The organism is Peribacillus sp. NPDC097895 (assembly GCF_050277555.1).
Lineage (GTDB): Bacteria > Bacillota > Bacilli > Bacillales > DSM-1321 > Peribacillus.
In genome coordinates this window covers 598,956-621,961 of sequence record NZ_JBNNSH010000001.1, presented here as the reverse complement: position 1 = coordinate 621,961, position 23,006 = coordinate 598,956, and the positions used below count along the sequence as shown (strand labels likewise).

Here is a 23,006-nt window from a genome sequence, read left to right as displayed (position 1 = left end):
AATAAGTTCTGATAACTACCACGGGGGAAAGTTAGTCCAAAGAGGTCCTAACCCTTTAAGTAGCCATCATGCAAACCGCTTTTGAAGAAGTTCACGATTCATAGTATATATGGTTTGAATTTTTTTTGCAACTCCAAATTGAATTTTTAGAAAGATAAACTTTATATGTAATAGGGATATAGCGAAGGTTCCAATGTAGAACTAATTCTGTTTTCGTGTTTATTCAGCGCCTAAAGCAGCCAGGAATTAAATGATCACTGAATTAAAAATAGCCCGCTAAAAAAAACTTAGCAGGCTCGTTTTTTATTCATTATTTTACTGATAACTCTACTTCGGAAGTTTTTTTCAACTCGGACGCAACTAATTTCACAAGGTCCACTACCCGGTTGGAGTAACCCCACTCATTATCATACCAAGCCAAGACTTTCACTTTTCTGTCACCAATCATCATCGTCGTTAAACCATCGATGATGGCAGAGTGAGGATTCGTTTTGAAATCACTGGAAACTAAAGGTTCCATCGTGAATTCCATGATTCCTTTTAGTTCATTTTCTGAAGCGTCGATGAACGCTTGGTTCACTTCTTCAATCGTTACATCCTGGTTTAAATCCACAACAAGATCGACTAAAGATACGTTAGGTGTCGGTACGCGTAACGCCATTCCGTGAAGCTTGCCTTTTAATTGAGGCAACACCAAGGAGATGGCTTTTGCAGCTCCTGTAGTCGTAGGAATGATGCTTTCCGCAGCGGCACGGGCACGTCTTAAGTCTTTGTGCGGGTTATCGATATTATTTTGATCATTTGTATAAGAATGGATCGTTGTCATTAAACCGTTGTTTATGCCGAATTTTTCATCAAGGACTTTTGCAACAGGTCCAAGACAGTTAGTTGTACATGATGCATTGGATATGACAAAATGCTTGTCAATTTCCAGCACTTCCTGATTGACGCCCATTACAATGGTAACGTCTTCATTTTTACCCGGTGCTGATAATATCACCCTTTTTGCCCCTGCTTCTAAATGAAGAGCCGCTTTAGAACGATCATTGAATTTTCCAGTAGCTTCAATTACAATATCTATGTTCATCTCTTTCCAAGGCAATTGCTTTGGATCGCGGTTATTTATTAGTTGTACTCGGCGGCCATTCACTACTAGTGAATCATCTTCCGCTATAATGATACCGTCGAATTTACCATGTATCGTATCATACTTTAGTAAGTGGGCTAAAGTTTCAGCAGGATAGCTTGCATTAATGGCAACAATGTCCAAACTCTCATCTAATATGGCCTTTCGGAAAACCATTCTTCCAATTCTCCCAAATCCGTTAATCGCTATTCTTGAATTCATTGTTCGGACCCTCCTGAAAATATTAATGTTATACTTATTACCTCTCATATGCAATTAGTATAACATAATTCAATTGAATTGTGCTAATAAAAATGCGGATTACACTTATTTTTTCAACATAAAAGGAAGAAACCTGGAGGTTTCTTCCTTTTATGACACCTATATGACATGCCAATCGCTAAGTATGGCCTTCACCTGCTTCTTCGTTTCGGTAAGGTCCCCGTTATTATCGATGACGGCATCCGCCAAAGCCTTTTTATCAGCCAAGGGCATCTGCGAATGAATTCTGGCGAGAGCATCCGTCTCCGATAGACCATTCCTGTTCATCAAGCGTTCCAATTGAACTCGCTCATCTACATATATCAGAAGCGTTTTTTCCACCATGTATGTTAGCTTACTTTCGAATAGGAGCGGAATATCCATGAATACCGTTTCTTCACCTGCCGCAAGCGCCGCTTCCGTTTTGAGAAGCATCCACTTTCTGACGGCTGGATGCACGATGCCATTCAAAAGCAATCTTTTTTCCTGATCATGAAAGATTATCGCCCCTAACTTCACGCGATCGATACTCCCATCCGTCAATAAAATATCTTCTCCAAACGTTTTCACCACTTGATGATACGCTTCTTCACCTGGCTCAACGACAGCACGGGAAGCCAGATCTGCATCTACGATCGTGAATCCGAGTTCCTGTAAATAGAGGCTGACACTGCTTTTCCCGCTGGCGATGCCCCCAGTGATTCCGATGATTTGTCCCATAAGCTCCCCCTTTTAAATCATTTAACATAACTTGAATAAGCCGATAAAAATTAATAGCACACCTGGAAGAAAGGTCAAATGCTGGACAACTTTATTATTTGAAAGCAATTTCCCGCTTTGGAGTCCGCTCCATATGAAGATTGAACTCATAACAGCGATGCATCCAGCGAGGATGATTGGCGATATTCCGATCATGGCCGCTCCAACCCCGGCCCCGAACGCATCCAGCGATAGTGCAAACCCAAGCACAAGCGCTTCAACCCCAGTGATCGTACCTGATTTATCAAAATCGGCATTCAATGGTTTTTGCAAAATATTGATGACTACCCCAAGTGATTTTATTTCAAAATTAAAGATGATTTTTTCATGATATCTATCTTCATTCAGTTCTTTGTCAGGCTTAAAATACTGGTATACCATCCAGGCACCAAGAATAATGAGAATGATGCCCCCCGTTTTTTCAGCCGCCCCGATAGATATGAGCTGACTGATGAATTGTCCGATGACCATCGCTATGCCCAAACTCAATGCAGAACAAAAAGAGATGACCGCTATTGACTTTAAGGGGATTTTCATCTTCCGCATACCAAATGTTAAACCTACTCCAAATCCGTCAATACTAACTGCAAAAGCAAGAAAAATAATTTGTAGCCACATCGGAATATTGCTCCTTCCATCTCGTGCTACCCTAGTATATGGAAGGAGCCCATCCGATGTGTTTGAAAAAACATTAGCTCATGTAAGGCTGGCATAATGGGCAAATATGTGTGCCGCGTCCTGCAACAACTAGCTTTTCCAGTGGTGTTCCGCATGTTTTGCAGTTCTCGCCTTTTCGTCCATAAACATTCAGTTCTAACTGAAACATGCCGATCTGTCCTTGAGAATTGACGTATGAACGAATCGTACTTCCTCCTTTTTCAACCGCTTCACCTAATGTTGCAATGATTTCTGCATGCAACTTTTTGATTTCTTCCATTGAGAGTGAAGAAGCTATCCTTTCCGGATGGATACCAGCACGGAACAACGACTCGTCCACATATATATTTCCAATTCCAACGACAACCGTTTGATCAAGGAGAACTGGCTTGATTTTTCTGTTGGTTCTTGCCAATTTCGCACTGAGCCCCTCGACTGTAAAATCTTCTGATAGCGGTTCAGGCCCTAAATGCAGCAACGGCAGCCTCTCAAATTCTTCCCCTTTAGCAAATAGGTGCATCGTACCGAATTTCCGAACATCGCGGTATCGAAGTTCACTGCCATCCGTGAAAGTGAAAATCACATGGGTATGCTTATCATACGGCTCTTCTTTTGGATGTACCCCGTATTTTCCCTCCATCCTTAAATGCGAAACCATCGAATAATCATCCAATGTGAAAATGAGGAACTTGCCCCGACGCCCTATACTCTGAATCGTCTGCCCTCTTAGAGCATCCTGGAACTGTTCGACAGGCTCAGGGGCTTTAATGATTTTTGGCCAGAAGACGGACACTTCCTTGATCTCTTTTCCGATTACTAGCTGCTCTAATGTTCTTCTGACTGTTTCCACTTCTGGAAGTTCTGGCATTACAATCACCTATCTTTTATTATTTGGCATCAAACCATGTTGGCCCGAAGGCATAATCCACTTTAAGGGGCACGTTCAATCCAATGGCATTTTCCATTTCCTCCGGGACGATCACTTTAAGTATTTCAAGTTCCTCGGGAGGAGTTTCAAAAATCAATTCATCATGCACTTGAAGAAGCATCCTAGTTTTCAGCCCCTCTTTTTTCAGGCGCTTATTCATATTTATCATGGCAAGCTTGATGATATCCGCGGCACTCCCTTGAATTGGCGTGTTCATCGCTGTCCTTTCGGCAAAGCTCCTGATGTTAAAATTCCGGCTTGTGATCTCAGGTATATAGCGACGTCTTTGCATTAATGTCGTGCTGTATCCTTTTTGACGGGCTTCATGTATGCTGTCTTCCATATATTCCTGGACACCAGGAAAACTCCTTAAATACTTCTCGATGAACTCTCCAGCTTCTTTCCTCGTGATGCCAAGACTTTGCGATAGCCCATAGTCACTTATGCCATAAACGATTCCAAAGTTGACCGCCTTAGCTTGGCGCCTCATGTTCGAAGTGACTTCTTCTGCGGGTACATGGAACACATCCATCGCTGTTCTTGTATGAATGTCCATACCAGCCTGGAACGCTTCAACCAATCCGGCATCATTGGCGATATGCGCCAGCACCCGCAACTCGATTTGCGAATAGTCAGCAGCAAAAATGATCCAATCCTTTTCGGAAGGAATGAAGGCCTGCCTGATTTTTCTGCCCTCTTCAAGTCTGATCGGGATATTTTGCAGATTGGGATCTGTTGAACTTAACCGACCGGTCTGGGTCAATGCTTGATTGAAACGGGTGTGCACCTTCTCCGTTTTGCCATTGACCACTTTGAGCAAGCCTTCGATATAGGTGGATTGCAACTTTCCAAGCTGGCGGTACAGTAATATTTCCTTAACGATATCATGCTGGCTCTCCAGTTTTTCCAGCACATCAGCTGATGTGGAATAACCTGTTTTAGTTTTCTTCATGACCGGGAGCTCCAATTTTTCAAATAGGATGGCCCCAAGTTGTTTAGGTGAATTGATATTGAAAGCCTCTCCGGCCAAATCAAAAATTCTTCCTTCAATGGTTCTTAAGCGAATGGCTAATTCCTGCCCCATGTTTTTCAGCCGGCCAATATCCACCTTTATGCCCTGCCATTCCATATTTGCAAGGATGATTGACAAAGGCAGCTCCAGATCCGTTAATAAATCATATTGCTCAAACTCATGAAGCTTATCAACCATCGGCTCTTTCAAAGAAAGAATCGCCTTCGCTTTTCTGGCGATATGCTCCCTTAATTCTGCTTCCTCAGGTAACTTGCGTTTTGCGCCTTTCCCATAAAAAGCATCATCGGTTTCTAGACGGATAGCACCTTGAGTTTTCGTGATTTCCGCCACTTCATCCACTGATTCTGCTGGATCCAGAATATACGATGCCAAAAACACATCAAAATCGATGCCTTTTATTTCTACTCCTCGATGGCGGAGTGCCACAACCGTACGCTTCGCATCGAAAACCGTTTTCTTTTTTGTTTCATCTTCTGCCCAGGATTTAAATGCCTCGGAACTCAAAGCATTTTCTCCATGAAAGTAAAAATGACCATGTTCATTACTGATGGAAATCCCAATAATGTCTGCACGATGATAATTATCTTCTAAGATTTCAACATATAGAGCACTTTCATCCGCAAACATTTCTGCTGTCATTTCAGCCGTGTGGACCTCTATCTCTTCCTGTTCAAGCGGTACACTTTCCGTAACATCCAATTTATCGAGCAAAGTAGAAAAGCCAAGCTCTTTATAGAATGAAATGACTCGATCTTGATCCATTCCACTGTACTCGGTCTCGTTTACGGAAACTTCAAGCGGAGCTTCCCTCGTAATCGTAGCAAGCTCCTTGCTCAGCAGCGCCAGGTCTTTATGTTCTTCTATTTTCTCTTTCAATTTTTGTCCACTTACTTCATCAATCGATTTCAGAAGATTTTCAACGGTTTCAAATTGATGCAATAACTTAAGAGCGGTCTTTTCACCAACACCTGGTATGCCTGGTATATTGTCGGAGGCATCTCCCATCAGTCCTTTTAGATCGATGATCTGTAAAGGGGATAGACCGTATTTTTCATGGATATGCTTTGGAGTATACTCTTCAATTTCAGTAATCCCCTTTTTCGTAATGGAAACCGTCGTACTAGGGGAGGATAATTGTGTTAAATCCTTATCACCGGATATGACTTTCACTTCAAAACCATCTTTTTCGGCTTGTAAAGACAGTGTACCGATAATATCATCGGCCTCGTAATTCTCCAGTTCATATCTTTTTATTTGAAAACAATCGAGCAGCTCCCGAATGAAAGGAAATTGCTCGGATAATTCAGGCGGCGTCTTTTGACGTCCTCCCTTGTATTCTTTAAATGACGCATGTCTGAATGTCGTTTTTCCAGCATCGAACGCAACTAGGATGTGCGAGGGTTTTTCTTCTTCAAGAATGCGGTTGAGCATCATGGTGAATCCGTATACGGAATTCGTATGTACCCCTTTATCATTATTCAAGAGCGGGAGTGCAAAAAACGCACGGTAAGCAATGCTATTTCCATCTATGAGTACTAACTTTTTATCCAAATCCGTCTTCCTCCAGTCATACAGGTTCATGTATTCCAGCTTCTATTAAACGCAAAAAGCCGTTCATTTTCTTCCTCTATTCTACCATGAGTAGAAGCGGAAAGAAAAATGAACGGCAACGCGGTTATTTAGTATTTCCCATTAACAAGCTCGCATAAGGGGAATCCGATGGCAGAACGATGACTGTTTGATCTCCAATCGTTTTTTTGTAGGATTCAAGAGTCCGGTATAGTTTATAGAATTCGGGATCTTTGGAAAAAGATCTATTATAGATTTTCGCCGCTTCCCCTTCCCCCTCGGCCCTGATCACTTCTGCATCTGCCTCTGCTGTCGAGAGCAATTCTTTCACTTTCCGATCAGTGTCCGCAATGATCCGGTTTTTTTTCGCATCACCTTTTGATAGATATTCTTGGGCTTTTGATTCACGCTCGGAAATCATCCTCTTGAAGACCGATGCTTCGTTTTCGGCAGGCAGGTCGGTACGTTTTATCCGGACATCCGTCAAGCTGATGCCATAACTGTCCTTTTGCAGCAGTTCGTTGACTTTTTCCGTTATCCGGTCGTTCAAACTTCCTCTGGATGACTTCTCATCATTGATGATTTCATCATAATTCAATTGGCCCAACTCTGAACGGACTGCTGAATAGATGAACTCTTCCATTTTCGTTTCCGCATTGCCGAGCGTCCTTGCATTTGTAATCAACTTCTTCGGATCTTCTATTCTCCAAACTGCATAATTATCTATCAGCATCCGCTTTTTATCTTTCGTATTGATTTCCGCCTCAGATACATCAGAACTCATTTGATACTTCGGCAGGGTCATGACGGTTTGAATGAAAGGCACCTTTGCCTTTAATCCAGGGGTCTTATCGATTCTTACAACCTCACCGAATTGACGGACGACTTTATATTCTCCCTCTTTGACGATATAGACATTGGTGAAAATGATTAGCAGCAGCACAATCAGAATAATGATGAAAATGCCACTTTTAACATAGCCTCTCCAGTGAAAATCACCTTTCTTCAGCTCATTGAAATCTATTATTTTTCCTTTCATTGTTTAGCACCCCCTTCCCCTGTCGCTTTTTCTTCGGATGCATTCTCGTTTTTCGTTTCTGCTTTTTGGGCATTATCTTCATCAGGGACAGGCGCTTTTTTCGTTTCCTCTTTTTCTAGTGAGCGAAGCGGCAAGTACTTCATTGTATTTCCATCATCATTCATGATATAAATCTCGGCATTGGGCAATACTCCTTCTAGGGTCTCGATAATAAGACGGTCCTTCGTAATCCCTTTATTGCCTTTATACTCACTGAATAATTTTTCAAAGACCGCAACATCCCCACGGGCTGCTTCCGTACGGGCAGCTTTATCCCCGTTGGCCTGAGAAATGATGGCGTCTTTTTCCCCTTCCGCTTCATTCATCCGTTTATTTTCATATTTATCCGCTTCGTTGATTTTCGTATTGGCCGTTTCACGGGCATCCGTTACATTCGTAAATGCTTTCCGCACTTCTTCATTCGGTAATTCCACGTCCTGGAGTTTAACCGCAGATATGGAAATACCGACATCATATTTCTCCATTAGCTGCGACAATAATTCCCGTACATCTGCTTCTATTTGGGCTTTGCCGGAAGTAAGTGCATCATCGATTTTGGTGCTGCCGATAATGCTCCGTAAAGCGGCTGAAGTCGTATCATATAATATTTTCTCTGGATCATCTGCATTGTATAGATATTTTGGAGGGTCCGTGATTTTCCACTGAACCACTAGGTCGGCTAGCACAATATTTTCATCACCCGTAATCATTTTGGTCTCACTCGGGTAATCCTTCACCTCGCCATCTTCTTCCTTATAGCCAAATTTCAGACTGAATGTTTCTTTCGATAGCTTCTCAACCGATTGAATCGGCCAAGGCAGTTTAAAGTGAAGTCCTGGTTCTGTAATCGTCTGCTCCACCTTACCAAAAGTCATTATGACAGCTTGGTCGGATTCATCAACCGTATACCAGGTCGATATCGCAACCACACCCAAAATTAAAATAAGAAAGACTAGTCCTGTGATCGTATATATTCTTTTTAAGCTAACGATATGTATCACCCCTTCTTTGCTTGTTATATCTTATTTACGCAAGGAAGGGCCTAAAGTTTCATGGAAATCAAATATTTTCCTTAAAAAATAGGAAAGAGGAATGATTTCCAGAGGTATAGACAAAATTTCAAAATTAAAAGACAGAGACTTAGTGTCTCTGTCATTGTTTAACTCCTTGGATGAGGGGTTGTACAATCATTGTACCCCTGCATCATGAAGACTGTTTTAAGAAATTGTAAAGGAAATGTAAATTCACGGTCATGCTACATTTTTCCCTTTAAACTTTTATTTAGCGTGACTGTAAAAGTCGTCCCGGTGCCTGGTGTGCTTTCCACGTTGATTTTACCTTTATGGACTTCTATTATATGTTTGACGATTGCCAAACCAATGCCAGTCCCACCCGAATCACGGCTCCTTGCCTTATCGATCCGGTAAAACCGTTCAAAGATCCTCGGCAGTTCTTTTTCTTCGATGCCGATGCCGCTATCTTGGACGGCAATATCCACGGTCTGTTCATTTTCCATGACATTCACGGTGACCCTTCCGCCATTTGGTGTATAGGTCATTGCGTTCGTTATCAAATTAATGAAAACTTGTTTGATCCTGTCCGAATCCCCTTCAATAAATACCGGGGTTTGTGTTGCTTTAATTTCAAGGGAGACTTCTTTATTCTTCATCTTCCCTATAAGCATCTCTTGTATTTCACCAAGGACTTTCGAAATATCCACGACGCCTGCTTTCAAAACGAACTCCTGCTGCTCCATTTTTGATAAATTCAGAAGCTCCTGAATGAGTTCTTGCAGCCGATCACTTTCTTTCAAGATGATCGATAAAAAATATTTCAAGGTCTCTTCGTCTTTTAAAGCCCCATCTAACAATGTTTCTGAAAAGCCTTTGATAGAAGTAATCGGGGTTCTCAACTCATGGGAAACATTGGCAACGAAATCCTTACGCATCTGCTCGAGCTTTTTCAATTCGGTGATATCATGGAATATGAGCAGGATCCCCTTCCATTCATCATGATTTCCGATTATCGGCGCCCCGTAAATCTCAAAATGCTTCCGTTCTATAGCAAGTGATATCTTCACTTGGCGTTTTATCGTTTTTTCCGTTCGAAAGATCTCTTCGATGATGGAAATCACTTCCTGATCTTTAATGACCGAGTAATATTCTTGAAACAAAAACGTACTGGCGTTTACATGGAATATTTTTTTGAATTCCCGGTTGATCAAGGTTGTATACCCTTTACTGTCTATTAACAAGACACCACTTCCGATATTTTCAACAAGTGCTTCCAGACGATCCTGATTCATTTCCCTCGCCATCTCTGTTTCTTGTAAATTCCTCGCCAAAATGTTCAAAGAAGTTGTCAGCATTCCCGTTTCATCGGAATTCCGCTCGTATGTCCGCGTTCCATAATTCCCTTTTGCCAGTTCAATGGCTGCCATCGTCGCTTCCTCGATCGGACGGGTATAATATGAAGTGATTTTACTCGCAAGCATGAGAATGATGATCAAGGCCACCCCTAAACAAATGATCAATATTTGCCACATTTGCTTATTCACTTGATTGATTGCCTCAATTTCGTTGCTATGAACGACAAACCCTTCTATCTCTCCGTCCTTTTCAACTGTCTTCCAATAATAATGGAGGTCCGATTCCCCTTCAACCACTTCATACCCTTCCCCACGCTTAAGCCCTTTTTCCAAAGTTATTTTACGAAGGACCTTTGCATGGTTTTTAAGTATTTCATTAGATGATGTGGAATCATATAATATCTCTCCACTAGTGGAGAGAATGGTTAAGTTTGAATCTAAAAGGGGTGTCAGTTTTGCCGTTTTCCCTTTTTCCAAAAAGGATACGATCCCCCCATGTTCTTGTATATATGTAGAAATGAAAAATGTTTCGTTCTGTATACGTTCATTGAATGTTTTTATATAATAGCTTTTGAACAAATGTCCTAATAAAAAGCCCACGGCCATCAGGACGACCATCACCAGCATGATGAGGGTATATAAGAGCTTTTTACGATAGGTCGTCATTCTTTTTTAGGCTCCTCAAGCTTATAACCCAATCCCCTGATCGTTTTGATGTAAAGAGGTTTTTTTGTATCCTTCTCTATTTTTTCACGGAGATGGCTAATATGCACATCGACAATTCGCGAATCTCCCGCGAAATCATAATTCCATACTGAACTAAGCAGTTGGTCCCTAGTTAATACTCTTCCTTTATTCTTAGCCAAATGTAAAAGTAATTCAAATTCCTTTGGAGTCAATTCTAATTGCTGTTCATCAAAAAATGCTTCGTATCGATCCGGAAATACTTTCAAGTCCCCTAACTTCAAGAGACCATCTTCCTGATCATGACTTGTCTCACTGCCATTGGATTGTAACTGGGATCTTCTTAATATGGCCTTGATCCGGGCTGTTACCTCCCGCGGACTAAATGGTTTGGTTAAATAATCATCCGCCCCCAGCTCTAGTCCCAGCACTTTGTCAAATTCATCATCCTTAGCTGTCAGCATCAAGATCGGTATATTGATCTTTTGCTGGCGCAGTTGTTTACATACTTCAAGACCATCCATTTTTGGCAACATCAAATCCAATACGACTAAATCTGGGCGTATATCCACAGCAGCCTCCAGCCCTTGTTCTCCATCCAAGGCCGTGATTACCGAATAGCCTGCTTGTTCTAAATTGTACTGAAGTAAGGTAACTATTGATTGTTCATCATCCACTACGAGAATTTTCTTTGACATTAGATCCTCCTGAATTACGTATTACCCCATAGACCAAATTTTTTTAGTCTACTCATCCAATTCCATTATAAAGAATATTATAAGAAAATTACACATAAAAAAACACATTGAATGTATTCCTATCGTCAGCAAGTGCATATAAGTACCGAATTGTCCCAGCCGTCTCTAGAATCGGATAAAAAAAACTGCCCGGAGACGGAAGAAGGCCTTAGCCTCCCTTCCATTATTCCGGGCAGTATGTTCAAGAGCTCTTATTGAAGAACTTGCATTACTGCTTTAACTGATTCAACTGATTTAGAAAGTGCTTCTTTTTCAGCTTCAGTCAATTCTAGTTCGATGATTTGTTCAATACCGTTTGCTCCTAGTACAGTTGGCACTCCAAGATAGATTCCTTCGAATCCGTATTCACCTTCAAGATAAGCGATGGATGGAAGAACCCGACGTTGGTCTTTAAGAATCGCTTCAGCCATTTCCACTAGAGCTGCAGCAGGTGCATAATATGCGCTTCCATTTCCAAGAAGATTTACGATTTCTCCGCCGCCAGTACGAGTACGGGCCACGATTGCTTCTAATCGATCTTTTGGGATCAATGTTTCCAAAGGAATTCCGCCTGCATATGAGTAACGTACTAGAGGAACCATATCGTCGCCGTGTCCGCCAAGTACGAAACCTGTCACATCTTTAACCGACAAGTTTAATTCTTGAGCTACGAATGTACGGAAACGTGCTGTATCTAGAACACCTGATTGTCCAATTACGCGTTCCTTTGGGAAACCTGATTCTTTATAAACAGTGTAAGTCATTGCATCAACTGGGTTAGTCAATACGATGATTGTTGTATTCGGAGAAAATTTAACCACTTCTTTAGTTACGGATTTCATAACTTTTTGGTTAGTTTGAACTAAGTCGTCACGGCTCATACCAGGTTTACGAGCAATACCAGCAGTGATGATTACCACGTCAGAATCAGCTGTATCGGCATAGTCGGATGTACCGATGATGTTAGCGTCAAAACCTTGAACCGGACCCGCTTCCGCCATATCAAGCGCTTTACCTTTAGTAGGGTTTTCAGCTTGTGGAATATCTACTAAAACGATATCACCAAGTTCTTTTTGAGCTGCCAGGAATGCTGCTGTAGCACCAGTGAACCCGGCACCAACTACTGTTATTTTTTTACGATTAGACATGTTATTTCCTCCTCAAATTAAGTAAATGATTTTGGAATTATTTTAACGTCTTCATTCATAAATAGATAAGAAGCTCCCTGGAAAAGAAGCCCGTTCAGGCACTTTTCCAGAAAGCATCATAAGCAATTATTTAAGGTTTTTGATAAGCTCGTCAGCGAACTCAGAACATTTAACTTCTGTTGCGCCATCCATTAGGCGGGCAAAGTCGTATGTAACAACTTTAGAAGCAATTGTTTGTTCAACTGATTTTGTGATGCTATCTGCAGCTTCGTTCCAGCCAAGGTGTTCAAGTAAAAGCACACCTGAAAGAAGGACTGAAGATGGGTTAACTTTATCAAGACCAGCGTATTTAGGAGCCGTTCCGTGAGTAGCTTCGAAGATGGCATGTCCAGTTTCGTAGTTGATGTTTGCTCCTGGAGCGATACCAATTCCGCCAACTTGTGCAGCTAATGCATCAGAAATGTAATCTCCGTTCAAGTTCATTGTTGCAACAACATCAAACTCTTTAGGACGAGTCAGGATTTGTTGTAAGAAGATATCAGCAATGGAATCCTTAACGATGATTTTGCCTTCAGCTTCAGCAGCTGATTGTGCTTTGTTAGCAGCTTCAGTGCCTTCAGCATCTTTAATTTGGTCATATTGGTTCCAAGTGAACACTTTATCGGCAAATTCTTGTTCTGCAACTTCATAACCCCAAGTTTTGAACGCGCCTTCCGTGAATTTCATGATGTTACCTTTATGAACAAGAGTTAATGATTTACGGCCTTCTTTGATCGCATAGTTAAGTGCAGAGCGAACAAGACGTTTCGTTCCTTCTTCAGAGATCGGTTTGATCCCGATACCAGAAGTTTCTGGGAAACGGATGTTTGTAACACCGAATTCATTTTGTAGGAAGTCGATTAATTTCTTCGCTTGGTCAGAACCTTTTGCATATTCGATACCAGCATAGATATCTTCAGTGTTTTCACGGAAGATGACCATGTCAGTGTCTTCAGGACGTTTAACCGGTGAAGGTACACCTTCAAAGTAACGTACTGGACGAAGACATACGAATAAGTCCAATACTTGACGCAATGCAACGTTCAATGAACGGATACCGCCACCGATTGGAGTTGTAAGAGGTCCTTTAATTGCGATTAGATATTCGTTAATGACATCAAGAGTTTCTTGTGGAAGCCATTCGCCTGTTTGGTCAAATGCTTTTTGTCCAGCTAAAACTTCTTTCCATTCGATTTTCTTTTCGCCATTGTAAGCTTTTTCAACTGCTGCGTCTAAAACGCGAGAAGCTGCAGCCCAGATATCAGGACCGATTCCGTCTCCCTCAATAAAAGGAACGATTGGGTTGTTTGGTACGTTAAGAGCACCGTTAGTAACTGTGATTTTTTGGCTTTGTGTCATGTCTCTTACCTCCGATTCAAATTCAAAGGTTAGCTGGTCTGCCATTAGGTGAGGCAGAACCACTAACCCTTTTTACTCACATCTATTAATTTACTACAAATTCGATGAAATATAAAAATAAATTTTGAAAAACTTTTAATTAACGTTTTTCGATTGGTACGTATTTTTGCATACCTGGTCCAACATACTCAGCACGTGGACGGATCAGACGGTTGTTTGAATATTGCTCAAGGATATGAGCAATCCAGCCTGAAGCACGGCTTACAGCAAAGATTGGTGTAAATAGGTCATGCTCGATACCTAAACTGTGGTATACGGAAGCAGAATAGAAATCAACGTTTGGCGGAAGATTTTTTTGACCAGTTACGATTTCATGAATTTTAATGGACATATCATAATATTGAGGCTGTCCAGTAAGCTCAGTCAATTTTTGAGACATTTCTTTAAGGTGCTTAGCACGCGGATCACCTTTACGGTATACACGGTGGCCAAAGCCCATGATTTTTTCTTTATTGGCTAATTTTTCGTTGATATAAGGCTCAACATTTTCCACTGAACCAATATCTGTAAGCATTTTCATGACTTGTTCGTTAGCTCCGCCGTGAAGTGGGCCTTTTAAAGCGCCGATGGCAGAAGTCACGCCAGAATAAATATCAGATAATGTAGCCACACAAACGCGTGCAGTGAATGTAGAAGCGTTCAATTCATGGTCAGCATGTAGAACTAATGCTTTGTTGAATGCTTCTTCTTCGATTGCAGTTGGTTCATTACCGCTTAACATATATAAGAAGTTAGCAGCAAAGCTTAAATCTGTACGTGGTGCAATCGCTTCTTTACCTTGACGGGTACGAGCGAAAGTTGTTACCAATGTAGGAATTTTTGCTTGGATGCGGATTGCTTTACGATAGTTAGCATCTTCACTCATTACATCTGCTTCTTCATCATATAGACCAAGAAGAGAAACTGCTGTGCGAAGAGCTCCCATTGGATGTACTTTGTCGATCGGGTATGTTTTGAAATGATTAACTACTTCAGCTGGAATTTCAGCATTTTCAGCAAGTTGTTTAGTTAATTCTGCTAATTGGCTTTTGTTTGGAAGTGCTCCATGCCATAAAAGATAGATTACTTCCTCGAATGTTGCGTTTACAGCCAAATCATCGATGTCATAACCCACATATGTTAATGTGTCATCGATAATGGAGCTAACTGATGAAGTTGTTGCTACCACACCTTCAAGACCTTTTGTTGCTGTCATACTAAATCTCTCCTTTTCCTAAGTATTCCCCTATGCCCTTGCTCATTGCGTATAAATATAGCGCTTCCAAGAAATTAGCTATTGTAAACAACCATCTATTTTTTAGCAGAAGACATACATCTTGTATTGGAAGCGTTCACAGAATAGGACCCCACCAATAGTAAAATGTACGATAATCTTTAATACGAATTCTAAAAATTAATGCTTGTAGCCATTCCTAGTGAGCGCTTGCTCAATAACTACATCTTCTTTAAGATTCCTCAAAAATATCGATGATATTCAGGAATCCATTTTTAATAAGTTAGAGCAGTTACATGATTATTATAAACAATAAACACTTTTTTGGGAATGAAAAGCACTTAAAATGTGAAAAAATTATTATTTTATTAGAAAAACTAGCCACATATTCTCTTGCTTTTTTTAATGGGTTTCAAAACGTTTTTTTGAAAATTTGTCACAAAGCAGAATAAATGAAACATTAAATAGAAAATCCCCATTTTCAATACTGACGAACGCTTCTATCCTTTGCGACTTCCTTCATTTAAAAAAATTGAAGATCTGCATGCATAAATAAGCAATTCCTGCCCCAATTAATGGACCAACGGCCACACCCTTGAACAAAGCAACCGCAAGAATCGTCCCAAATACAAGGGCCGTAGTGATGTGCGGGTCATGTGATAGGAGCGTAATGCCATTTTTTGCTATGAGTGCAACCGCTATTCCGGATGCAAGCGCAATCCAGGCATAAGGAGATTTAATGGCATCTCCGAGTTCCTTGAAACCAATCGCTCCATTTGCTATCGGTATGAGTACGGAAATCGTAATGATTGTCACACCCAGGTTGATTCCTTTCGCTTCCAGATAAGGAAAAACCTTAGCGTCAAGACCAATCAGTTTCATGATTAAAAGAAAACCTGCAGCCATGATCAGCGACGTATTTTTCCCGAACCAACCGATTGCTGCAAGTAAAATTAAAAATACGACAGGACCGTTTATCATTCTCCCTTCGCCTTCTTTCTTCTTTTTTTGTTATTTTAGCATAATAAACCTCGCTCTATCCTGAGAGAAAATCTATTATCCCGCAATTCATTTGCGGAAAAAAGTCAAGCCGTATGACGAAAGAATCTTTCCTTTCTTTTCCATCATCGTTACAATTATAATACAATCTTTATGATAGAAGGAGGATATGTCTTGAATCCAGTTTATATGTATCGTTTCATTCGTTCTTTACTGGTAATCGGAGGGATCATTTTAGGGGCAATTGCCTTGTTTTATTTATCTAAATATACATATCCATTCATCATTGCGATGATAATCGCTTTCTTGATGAACCCTCTTGTCACTTTTTTTGAAAAGAAAGGAAGGTTACCGAGGGGGGTGGCTGTATTCGTTTCCCTTTTACTCATTTTCCTTTTATTTGCGGGGCTTATCACCTTACTAGTTACAGAAATCATTTCAGGTACCAATTACCTCGCCGGAGTCATACCCGAACACATCGAAACGATCGTGGATTATATAGAATCGTATATCGCGACAACCATCATCCCTTTATATAATCAAACCGCTGCCATGTTCAATAATTTGGATACTGGACAGCAGGACACCGTTCTCAAGAATATCCAAAATATCGGTGAATCCATCACTACCGGAGTAAGCGGCTTCATTCAGGCGTTCTTGAAGAATATTCCCACAATCATTGGATGGTTTCCAACTACAGCAACGGCGCTTCTTTTTACCCTGCTGGGCACTTTCTTCATCAGCAAAGATTGGGATACCTTTGGCCGAATGACTGGAAAGGTGTTGCCTGATAAGATTTTTTCGGGGGCGAAGCGTTTATTCAGGGATTTAAAACGGGCATTATTCGGATTTATCCGGGCACAATTCACCCTTGTTTCATTGACGACTGTTACGATATTGATCGGCTTTCTCATTTTAGGTGTGAACTATTCAATTACCATTGCACTAATATGCGGCCTGGTCGATATCATTCCCTATTTAGGGACGGGCACGATTTTCATTCCATGGATCATATTTGAATTCATCGCTGGAAATACAAGTCTCGCAATCGGTTTGTCCGTGCTCTACATAATCGTTGTTGTCCAGCGTCAGTTAATAGAGCCAAAGGTTCTTTCCTCCAGTATCGGTTTGGATCCGCTTGCCACTCTCATCGCCTTGTTCATCGGCTTCAAATTGATCGGTTTCCTAGGGCTGATTGCAGGACCTGTCGTACTTGTCATATTCAATACACTTCAGCGAGCACATGTCTTCAAGGCCATTTGGTCCTTCATCATCGGACAGGATACAAAGAAAACCACTTAATAGCATCCAGCTGCCTTTCTACACTATATAGCATTCCCCCGATTACATGAAAATCCGCCTCAGGTTCGAGGCGGATTTTCATGGTTATAAGCTTATTTTGAAGTCTGGAATTGTTCTGTTTCAGTAGAACCTGCAAGTGCGGTTGTGGACGATGTTCCACCAGCAACGACTTGTGCCACTTCATCAAAATAACCAGTTCCCACTTCGCGTTGATGGCGTGTTGCCGTATAACCGTCAGATTCACTAGCGAACTCTGCTTGTTGAAGTTCTGAGTAGGCAGCCATTCCGCGGTCTTTATAACCAAGAGCAAGATTGAACATGCTATGGTTCAAAGAGTGGAACCCTGCAAGTGTAACGAATTGGAATTTATAACCCAATTTACCCAATTCAACTTGGTAGCCGGCAATTTCTTCATCACTTAATTTCGCTTTCCAGTTAAATGATGGTGAACAATTGTAAGCAAGCAGTTTACCCGGGAACTCTGCATGGATCGCTTCGGCAAATCGGCGAGCGTCAGCTAGGTTAGGTTCGGAAGTCTCACACCAGATAAGGTCAGCGTAAGGTGCATATGCAAGGCCGCGCGCAATCGCTTGGTCCAGACCTGCGTTGGTACGGTAGAATCCTTCTGGAGTCCTTTCGCCAGTGATGAATGGTGCATCAACCGGATCGATATCATCCGTGATCAAATCTGCAGCATCAGCATCCGTACGAGCAATTAAGATGGTCGGTGTACCCATTACATCCGCTGCCAATCGGGCGGAAACTAAATTACGTACTGCCGTTTGGGTTGGTAAAAGAACTTTACCGCCTAAGTGACCACATTTTTTCTCGGATGAAAGTTGGTCTTCAAAGTGAACGCCGGCCGCTCCAGCTTCGATCATGCCTTTCATTAATTCGAAGACGTTTAGGGAGCCGCCAAAACCAGCTTCAGCATCCGCCACGATTGGAGCAAACCAATCGATATCATCTTTTCCTTCAGCAAAGCTTATTTGGTCTGCACGTTGAAGTGTCTGATTAATGCGTTTAACCACTTGCGGCACGGAGTTGGCCGGATATAAACTTTGGTCAGGGTACATTTGTCCTGCGATGTTAGCATCAGCCGCAACTTGCCAGCCACTTAGGTAGATTGCTTTTAAACCGGCTTTCACCTGTTGCATGGCCTGGTTACCAGTCAATGCTCCTAATGCGTTGATGAAATCCTCTGTATTTAATAGATTCCATAGTTTTTCAGAACCACGGCGTGCCAATGTATGCTCGATATCGATGGAACCTCTTAATTTAATAACTTCTTCAGCCGTATAAGGACGTTTAACCCCAGTCCACCGTGAATCATTTTCCCAACTTTGTTGTAATTGTTGCGCTCTTTCATTCATCATTATAATTTCCTCCTAATTTATATTAAAATTCTAAATATTAAGATAATTGTTTGTATGCCGGATTTGTTAAGAAATCGGCAAACTCATCTGCTTCAATCAATTCTTCGAATAGTTTAGTAGACTCTTCGAACTTTCCTGATCTGAAAGTTTCTTCTCCTACCTCCGATTTAATGACCGCCAATTCTTCCTCTTTGATTTGATGGAATAATTCTTCGGTTATTTTCCTGCCATCTTCGAGAATCCCTTTTGGATGACGGATCCATTGCCAGACTTGAGCTCTTGAAATCTCTGCCGTTGCTGCATCTTCCATTAGGTTATTAATGGGTGCTGCTCCTCTACCACTTAACCAAGAGGCAATATATTGAATGCCTACGTTAATGTTTGTCCTTAATCCTGCCTCTGTGATCGTTCCTTTAGGCACCTCCAGCAGCTCTTGTGCGGTTACATGGACATCTTCACGTTTTCGGTATATTTGGTTCGGTTTTGGAACTAGTAGGTCAAACACCTCTTTTGCCGTGCTTACCATACCTGGATGGGCAACCCATGTCCCATCATGACCGTCTCTCGCCTCGCGTTCTTTATCTGCACGGACCTTCGCAAATGCCTCATCATTTTTCACCTGGTCATTTTTCACCGGGATTTGCGCTGCCATCCCGCCAATCGCCGGAGCATTCCGAGCGTGGCATGTTTTGATTGCCAATAAGGAATACGCTCTCATGTTCGGGACAGTCATCGTAACCTGTAACCGATCAGGGAAAATCACATCATCCGAGTGACGGAATTTTTTCAGGAAGCTAAAAATATAATCCCAGCGGCCACAGTTCAGGCCTGAGGAATGTTCTTTCAGCTCGTATAGAATTTCGTCCATTTCGAATGCGGCAAGAATCGTTTCGATCAAGACCGTTGCCTTAATTGATCCTTGCGGGATTCTTAAATCGTTCTGTGCATATACGAATATATCATTCCATAATCTAGCTTCCAGATGACTTTCCATTTTTGGTAAGTAGAAGTATGGACCACTTTGTTTTTCAATCAACGCTTTAGCATTGTGGTAAAAGTATAGACCAAAGTCAAAAATGCTGGCTGATATTGGCTGTCCATCTAGGAGGACATGTTTTTCTTCTAAATGCCAGCCGCGGGGCCTTATCTTTAGAACAGCTGTTTTTTGATTCAATTCATATACTTTTCCATTTGAATTTTTAAAGGAAATGGTACCCCGGATAGCATCGCGCAGATTCAGTTGACCATCAATGCAATTCTCCCAAGTCGGCGAGTTGGCGTCTTCAAAGTCAGCCATAAATACATTGGCACCTGAGTTCATGGCATTAATGATCATCTTACGATCAACTGGTCCGGTGATTTCAACCCTGCGATCTTGCAAGTCATTCGGGAGGGGCGAAATGATCCAATCACTTTCACGAATATGCTTCGTTTCTTCAAGGAATTCTGGCAGCTTGCCTTGGTTCAGGTCTTCTTGAACGCTTTTGCGCCGTTCTAAAAGCTCTTTTCTTCTTTCACCGAAATGCCGTTCAATTCTTTCGATGAATTGAAGAGCTTCCGTTGTAAGTATTTGTTCATATCCCGGTTTAATGGTGCCGGTAATTTGCAGGCCTTTTGCCTCCGTAATCATGTTGCCTCTCCACATCCTTTCCAACTCTTCATGTTATAATACAGTTGTTTTATTTCCTGTTTGTATTATATAACACATAGAATAAATTTGTCACCAGTTTTTTCTAAAAAATTCAAAAAAAAGAATATTTAGCACAGAAAAGCCTGGTCTATCAACGTTTCTCCTAATAAATAATTTAAAAATTCTGTCTTCTGAACCAATTCTTGACTTTTTATCATGAACTTTTAAGATGAAACAGAGGGAAGCCAATCATATTAAATCGTCCTATATCTGTCCCATTTCTGGTGAAATGCAAAAAAGCATCCATTGAGAAACCCTGGATGCTTTTTCCTGATACAGACCAAAAAGGCTGTCTAAAAACTTGAAGCTTTAGACAGCCTTATACTATTTATGCCGAATGATGGTGACCTTTCCCTTATTCATCCTATTCATAATGAACCGGATAACAATGGGCTTAAGAAGGTTCCGGGTTGGCGGAACCACGAGGATCAATCCCATGATATCCGAGATGAGCCCAGGGGACAGCAACAGTGCAGCTCCGATAAAGATACAAATTCCATCAATGATTTCATTTCCAGGCATCATTCCATAACGAATCTGTTCCTGCGCCTTTTTCCATGTTTCCATCCCTTGCTTTTTAGCTAAATAGGCTCCGATTAAACCAGTGGCTACAATCAGGAACAGCGTTGGCCAAAAACCGATTACATTGCCTGACAGCAATAGGACAATAATTTCAACGACCGGCATCGCAATGATAAACAATAAAAAATATTTCATCTACATTCCTCCTGCACAGCCCATTTCTGGTGCGGTACATCCATCTTACCTCATTCGACCGGAATTTAGCCAAAAATTCGTTTTATAAAACGTTAGCATGGCCATCATAGATGACTCCACGACCGGCATCGACCGTTATTCTTTGTCCATCCGTGAATATTTTGCTCGCGTTTTCCGCCCCGACGATGACAGGAATGCCCAAAGTGACCCCTACAACAGCTGCATGGCTTGTTAAACCGCCTTCTTCCGTTATCAATGCGGCACACTTTTCAATCGCTGGCATCATATCGCGATCCGAACCAATTGTAACCAATACAGAGCCTTCCTTCACTTTTTCCAAAGCTTCCTTGGCATTCTTGGCTACAACCACTTCACCTTTCGATGATTTCCTGCCGATTCCTTGAGCTTTCAAAAGAACCTCACCTAACACATGAATTTTCATCAAGTTAGTCGTACCTGTTTCACCTACAGGCACACCGGCTGTTATGACGACTAAATCCCCATGGGAAACTAAGCCAGAATGCAAGCTTTCATCGATTGCGGTTTGAAGCATTTCATCCGTAGTCGTCGCTTTTGGACCAATCTGCGGGTAAACGCCCCAAGCCAGTGCAAGCCGTCTTGAAACATGATCATTGGATGTAACGGCAATGATCGGTGCTTTAGGGCGGTATTTGGAAATCATCCTTGCCGTATGGCCACTCTCGGTAGGAGTGATGATTGCTCCGGCATTTAGATTAAGCGCAGTGTGGGCAACGGACTGACCAATAGCATCCGTTACATTATGACGGTTCAGTTTACTTCTTACTGATAATATATCCCGATAATCAAGCGCAGTTTCTGCACGTGAAGCAATGTTATGCATGGTTTGCACAGCTTCGACAGGATAGGCTCCTGCAGCTGTTTCACCAGAAAGCATGATGGCATCCGTTCCATCAAATATGGCATTGGCTACGTCACTTGCTTCTGCACGTGTCGGCCTTGGGTTACGCTGCATCGAATCGAGCATTTGTGTAGCCGTTATGACTGGTTTCCCGGCATTGTTACATTTTTTAATCATTTGTTTTTGGACTAATGGCACTTCTTCTGCAGGAATTTCCACACCCAAGTCACCACGTGCTACCATCAAGCCGTCTGAAACTTCCAAGATTTCATCAAGTCGGTCAACACCTTCTTGATTTTCAATTTTAGGAATGATTTGAATATGTTCCGCTCGATTTTGCTGCAGTAATTCACGCACTTCAAGCACGTCGGAAGCCCTGCGTACAAATGAAGCAGCCACAAAGTCAATACCCTGTTCGATTCCAAACAGGATGTCCTGTTCGTCCTTCTCCGTTATGCCTGGCAGCTTCACCGAAACACCTGGCACATTTACGCCCTTTTTATTCTTCAGTGTGCCGCTGTTCAATATTTTGGTATGGATTTCTTTTCTGACCTGATCTATCTTCAACACTTCAAGTCCAATCAATCCATCATCCAAAAGGATTTTGGAACCTGCATGTACATCATGAAGAAGCCCTTCATAAGTAATGGAGAATTTTTCGGGAGTTCCCAGAACTTCATTCATGGAAATAATGACTTCATTGCCGGCTACCAACTCCATGGAATCATTCTCCATGTTATTTGTCCGTATTTCAGGTCCTTTTGTATCCAACAAGATAGCAACCTGTTTCCCTGCTTTTTCACTAGCTTCCCTAATGTTGCGGATTCTAGCGGCATGTTCTTCATGATTGCCATGAGAAAAGTTAAGCCGAGCTACATTCATCCCCGCTTCTATTAATTCAACCAGCTTTTCAATACTTTCACTTGCGGGGCCAATCGTACAAACAATCTTGGTTTTTCGCATGGTGTCATCCTCCTTTAAGGAAAACTCGCCGCCTGCCCACCTTTTAAAAGTCAGGGGCGT

18 protein-coding genes are annotated in these 23,006 nt (G+C 41.7%); 1 reads left to right on the top strand and 17 read right to left on the bottom strand.

What is annotated here, in order from left to right:
- Nucleotides 1-310: 310 nt before the first annotated feature.
- The 13 genes from ACQKMH_RS02890 to ACQKMH_RS02830 form a co-directional block, all read right to left on the bottom strand.
- A complete protein-coding gene (locus ACQKMH_RS02890; RefSeq protein ID WP_427586000.1) occupies nucleotides 311-1,348 on the bottom strand; it encodes a glyceraldehyde-3-phosphate dehydrogenase in 1,038 nt (345 codons plus the stop codon).
- Between the two features lie 159 nt (nucleotides 1,349-1,507).
- Nucleotides 1,508-2,107 (bottom strand): dephospho-CoA kinase, encoded by a 600-nt coding sequence (coaE, locus tag ACQKMH_RS02885; RefSeq protein ID WP_427585999.1) that lies wholly within the window; start codon nucleotides 2,105-2,107, stop codon nucleotides 1,508-1,510.
- Between the two features lie 21 nt (nucleotides 2,108-2,128).
- A complete protein-coding gene (gene ytaF, locus ACQKMH_RS02880; protein WP_427585998.1) occupies nucleotides 2,129-2,764 on the bottom strand; it encodes a sporulation membrane protein YtaF in 636 nt (211 codons plus the stop codon).
- Nucleotides 2,765-2,837: 73 nt separating this feature from the next.
- The gene (mutM, locus tag ACQKMH_RS02875; protein WP_427585997.1) at nucleotides 2,838-3,671 is read right to left on the bottom strand and encodes a DNA-formamidopyrimidine glycosylase; all 834 of its coding nucleotides are present in this window, start codon (nucleotides 3,669-3,671) and stop codon (nucleotides 2,838-2,840) included.
- 19 nt (nucleotides 3,672-3,690) lie between these two features.
- On the bottom strand, nucleotides 3,691-6,315 hold the full coding sequence (gene polA / locus ACQKMH_RS02870; protein WP_427585996.1) for a DNA polymerase I: 2,625 nt from the start codon (nucleotides 6,313-6,315) through the stop codon (nucleotides 3,691-3,693).
- 124 nt (nucleotides 6,316-6,439) lie between these two features.
- Entirely contained in the window at nucleotides 6,440-7,372 is a 933-nt protein-coding gene (gene hflC / locus ACQKMH_RS02865) for a protease modulator HflC (protein ID WP_427585995.1), read from the bottom strand.
- Nucleotides 7,369-8,403, bottom strand: coding sequence for an FtsH protease activity modulator HflK (gene hflK / locus ACQKMH_RS02860; RefSeq protein ID WP_427587489.1), 1,035 nt, complete (start codon nucleotides 8,401-8,403; stop codon nucleotides 7,369-7,371). Before hflK ends, hflC begins: the two co-directional genes overlap by 4 nt.
- Nucleotides 8,404-8,666: 263 nt before the next feature.
- The gene (gene pnpS, locus ACQKMH_RS02855) at nucleotides 8,667-10,445 is read right to left on the bottom strand and encodes a two-component system histidine kinase PnpS (RefSeq protein WP_427585994.1); all 1,779 of its coding nucleotides are present in this window, start codon (nucleotides 10,443-10,445) and stop codon (nucleotides 8,667-8,669) included.
- Complete coding sequence (locus ACQKMH_RS02850; protein WP_427585993.1) at nucleotides 10,442-11,161, bottom strand: response regulator transcription factor; 720 nt, start codon at nucleotides 11,159-11,161, stop codon at nucleotides 10,442-10,444. The genes pnpS and ACQKMH_RS02850 overlap by 4 nt, the downstream gene beginning before the upstream one ends.
- Nucleotides 11,162-11,412: 251 nt before the next feature.
- On the bottom strand, nucleotides 11,413-12,348 hold the full coding sequence (mdh, locus tag ACQKMH_RS02845) for a malate dehydrogenase (protein ID WP_427585992.1): 936 nt from the start codon (nucleotides 12,346-12,348) through the stop codon (nucleotides 11,413-11,415).
- A 126-nt stretch (nucleotides 12,349-12,474) separates the two neighbouring features.
- Entirely contained in the window at nucleotides 12,475-13,791 is a 1,317-nt protein-coding gene (icd, locus tag ACQKMH_RS02840; protein ID WP_427585991.1) for an NADP-dependent isocitrate dehydrogenase, read from the bottom strand.
- A 94-nt stretch (nucleotides 13,792-13,885) separates the two neighbouring features.
- Nucleotides 13,886-15,001, bottom strand: a complete 1,116-nt coding sequence (citZ, locus tag ACQKMH_RS02835; protein ID WP_144526561.1) for a citrate synthase — start codon at nucleotides 14,999-15,001, stop codon at nucleotides 13,886-13,888.
- A gap of 537 nt (nucleotides 15,002-15,538) precedes the next feature.
- Nucleotides 15,539-16,000, bottom strand: a complete 462-nt coding sequence (locus tag ACQKMH_RS02830) for a DUF441 domain-containing protein (protein ID WP_101222907.1) — start codon at nucleotides 15,998-16,000, stop codon at nucleotides 15,539-15,541.
- Between the two features lie 192 nt (nucleotides 16,001-16,192).
- Between ACQKMH_RS02830 and ytvI the strand changes: the two genes are divergently transcribed.
- Nucleotides 16,193-17,320 (top strand): sporulation integral membrane protein YtvI, encoded by a 1,128-nt coding sequence (gene ytvI / locus ACQKMH_RS02825; RefSeq protein WP_427585990.1) that lies wholly within the window; start codon nucleotides 16,193-16,195, stop codon nucleotides 17,318-17,320.
- A gap of 92 nt (nucleotides 17,321-17,412) precedes the next feature.
- Here ytvI and aceA read toward each other — a convergent pair whose 3' ends face one another.
- The 4 genes from aceA to pyk form a co-directional block, all read right to left on the bottom strand.
- Complete coding sequence (aceA, locus tag ACQKMH_RS02820) at nucleotides 17,413-18,696, bottom strand: isocitrate lyase (protein ID WP_230154728.1); 1,284 nt, start codon at nucleotides 18,694-18,696, stop codon at nucleotides 17,413-17,415.
- A gap of 37 nt (nucleotides 18,697-18,733) precedes the next feature.
- Entirely contained in the window at nucleotides 18,734-20,326 is a 1,593-nt protein-coding gene (aceB, locus tag ACQKMH_RS02815) for a malate synthase A (protein WP_427585989.1), read from the bottom strand.
- A gap of 384 nt (nucleotides 20,327-20,710) precedes the next feature.
- Nucleotides 20,711-21,103: an FxsA family protein gene (locus ACQKMH_RS02810; RefSeq protein ID WP_427585988.1), complete on the bottom strand. Its 393-nt coding sequence runs from the start codon at nucleotides 21,101-21,103 to the stop codon at nucleotides 20,711-20,713.
- A gap of 82 nt (nucleotides 21,104-21,185) precedes the next feature.
- On the bottom strand, nucleotides 21,186-22,946 hold the full coding sequence (gene pyk, locus ACQKMH_RS02805) for a pyruvate kinase (RefSeq protein WP_427585987.1): 1,761 nt from the start codon (nucleotides 22,944-22,946) through the stop codon (nucleotides 21,186-21,188).
- Nucleotides 22,947-23,006: the final 60 nt, after the last annotated feature.

Coding starts and splice junctions, on each gene's coding strand:
- aceB (WP_427585989.1), bottom strand. CDS start 20,326: ATGATTACGGAGGCAAAAGGCCTGCAAATTACCGGCACCATTAAACCG.
- coaE (WP_427585999.1), bottom strand. CDS start 2,107: ATGGGACAAATCATCGGAATCACTGGGGGCATCGCCAGCGGGAAAAGC.
- ytaF (WP_427585998.1), bottom strand. CDS start 2,764: ATGTGGCTACAAATTATTTTTCTTGCTTTTGCAGTTAGTATTGACGGA.
- hflC (WP_427585995.1), bottom strand. CDS start 7,372: ATGAAAGGAAAAATAATAGATTTCAATGAGCTGAAGAAAGGTGATTTT.
- mutM (WP_427585997.1), bottom strand. CDS start 3,671: ATGCCAGAACTTCCAGAAGTGGAAACAGTCAGAAGAACATTAGAGCAG.
- mdh (WP_427585992.1), bottom strand. CDS start 12,348: ATGTCTAATCGTAAAAAAATAACAGTAGTTGGTGCCGGGTTCACTGGT.
- pyk (WP_427585987.1), bottom strand. CDS start 22,946: ATGCGAAAAACCAAGATTGTTTGTACGATTGGCCCCGCAAGTGAAAGT.
- ACQKMH_RS02890 (WP_427586000.1), bottom strand. CDS start 1,348: ATGAATTCAAGAATAGCGATTAACGGATTTGGGAGAATTGGAAGAATG.
- ACQKMH_RS02830 (WP_101222907.1), bottom strand. CDS start 16,000: ATGATAAACGGTCCTGTCGTATTTTTAATTTTACTTGCAGCAATCGGT.
- aceA (WP_230154728.1), bottom strand. CDS start 18,696: ATGATGAATGAAAGAGCGCAACAATTACAACAAAGTTGGGAAAATGAT.
- pnpS (WP_427585994.1), bottom strand. CDS start 10,445: ATGACGACCTATCGTAAAAAGCTCTTATATACCCTCATCATGCTGGTG.
- citZ (WP_144526561.1), bottom strand. CDS start 15,001: ATGACAGCAACAAAAGGTCTTGAAGGTGTGGTAGCAACAACTTCATCA.
- ACQKMH_RS02850 (WP_427585993.1), bottom strand. CDS start 11,161: ATGTCAAAGAAAATTCTCGTAGTGGATGATGAACAATCAATAGTTACC.
- icd (WP_427585991.1), bottom strand. CDS start 13,791: ATGGCAGACCAGCTAACCTTTGAATTTGAATCGGAGGTAAGAGACATG.
- ACQKMH_RS02810 (WP_427585988.1), bottom strand. CDS start 21,103: ATGAAATATTTTTTATTGTTTATCATTGCGATGCCGGTCGTTGAAATT.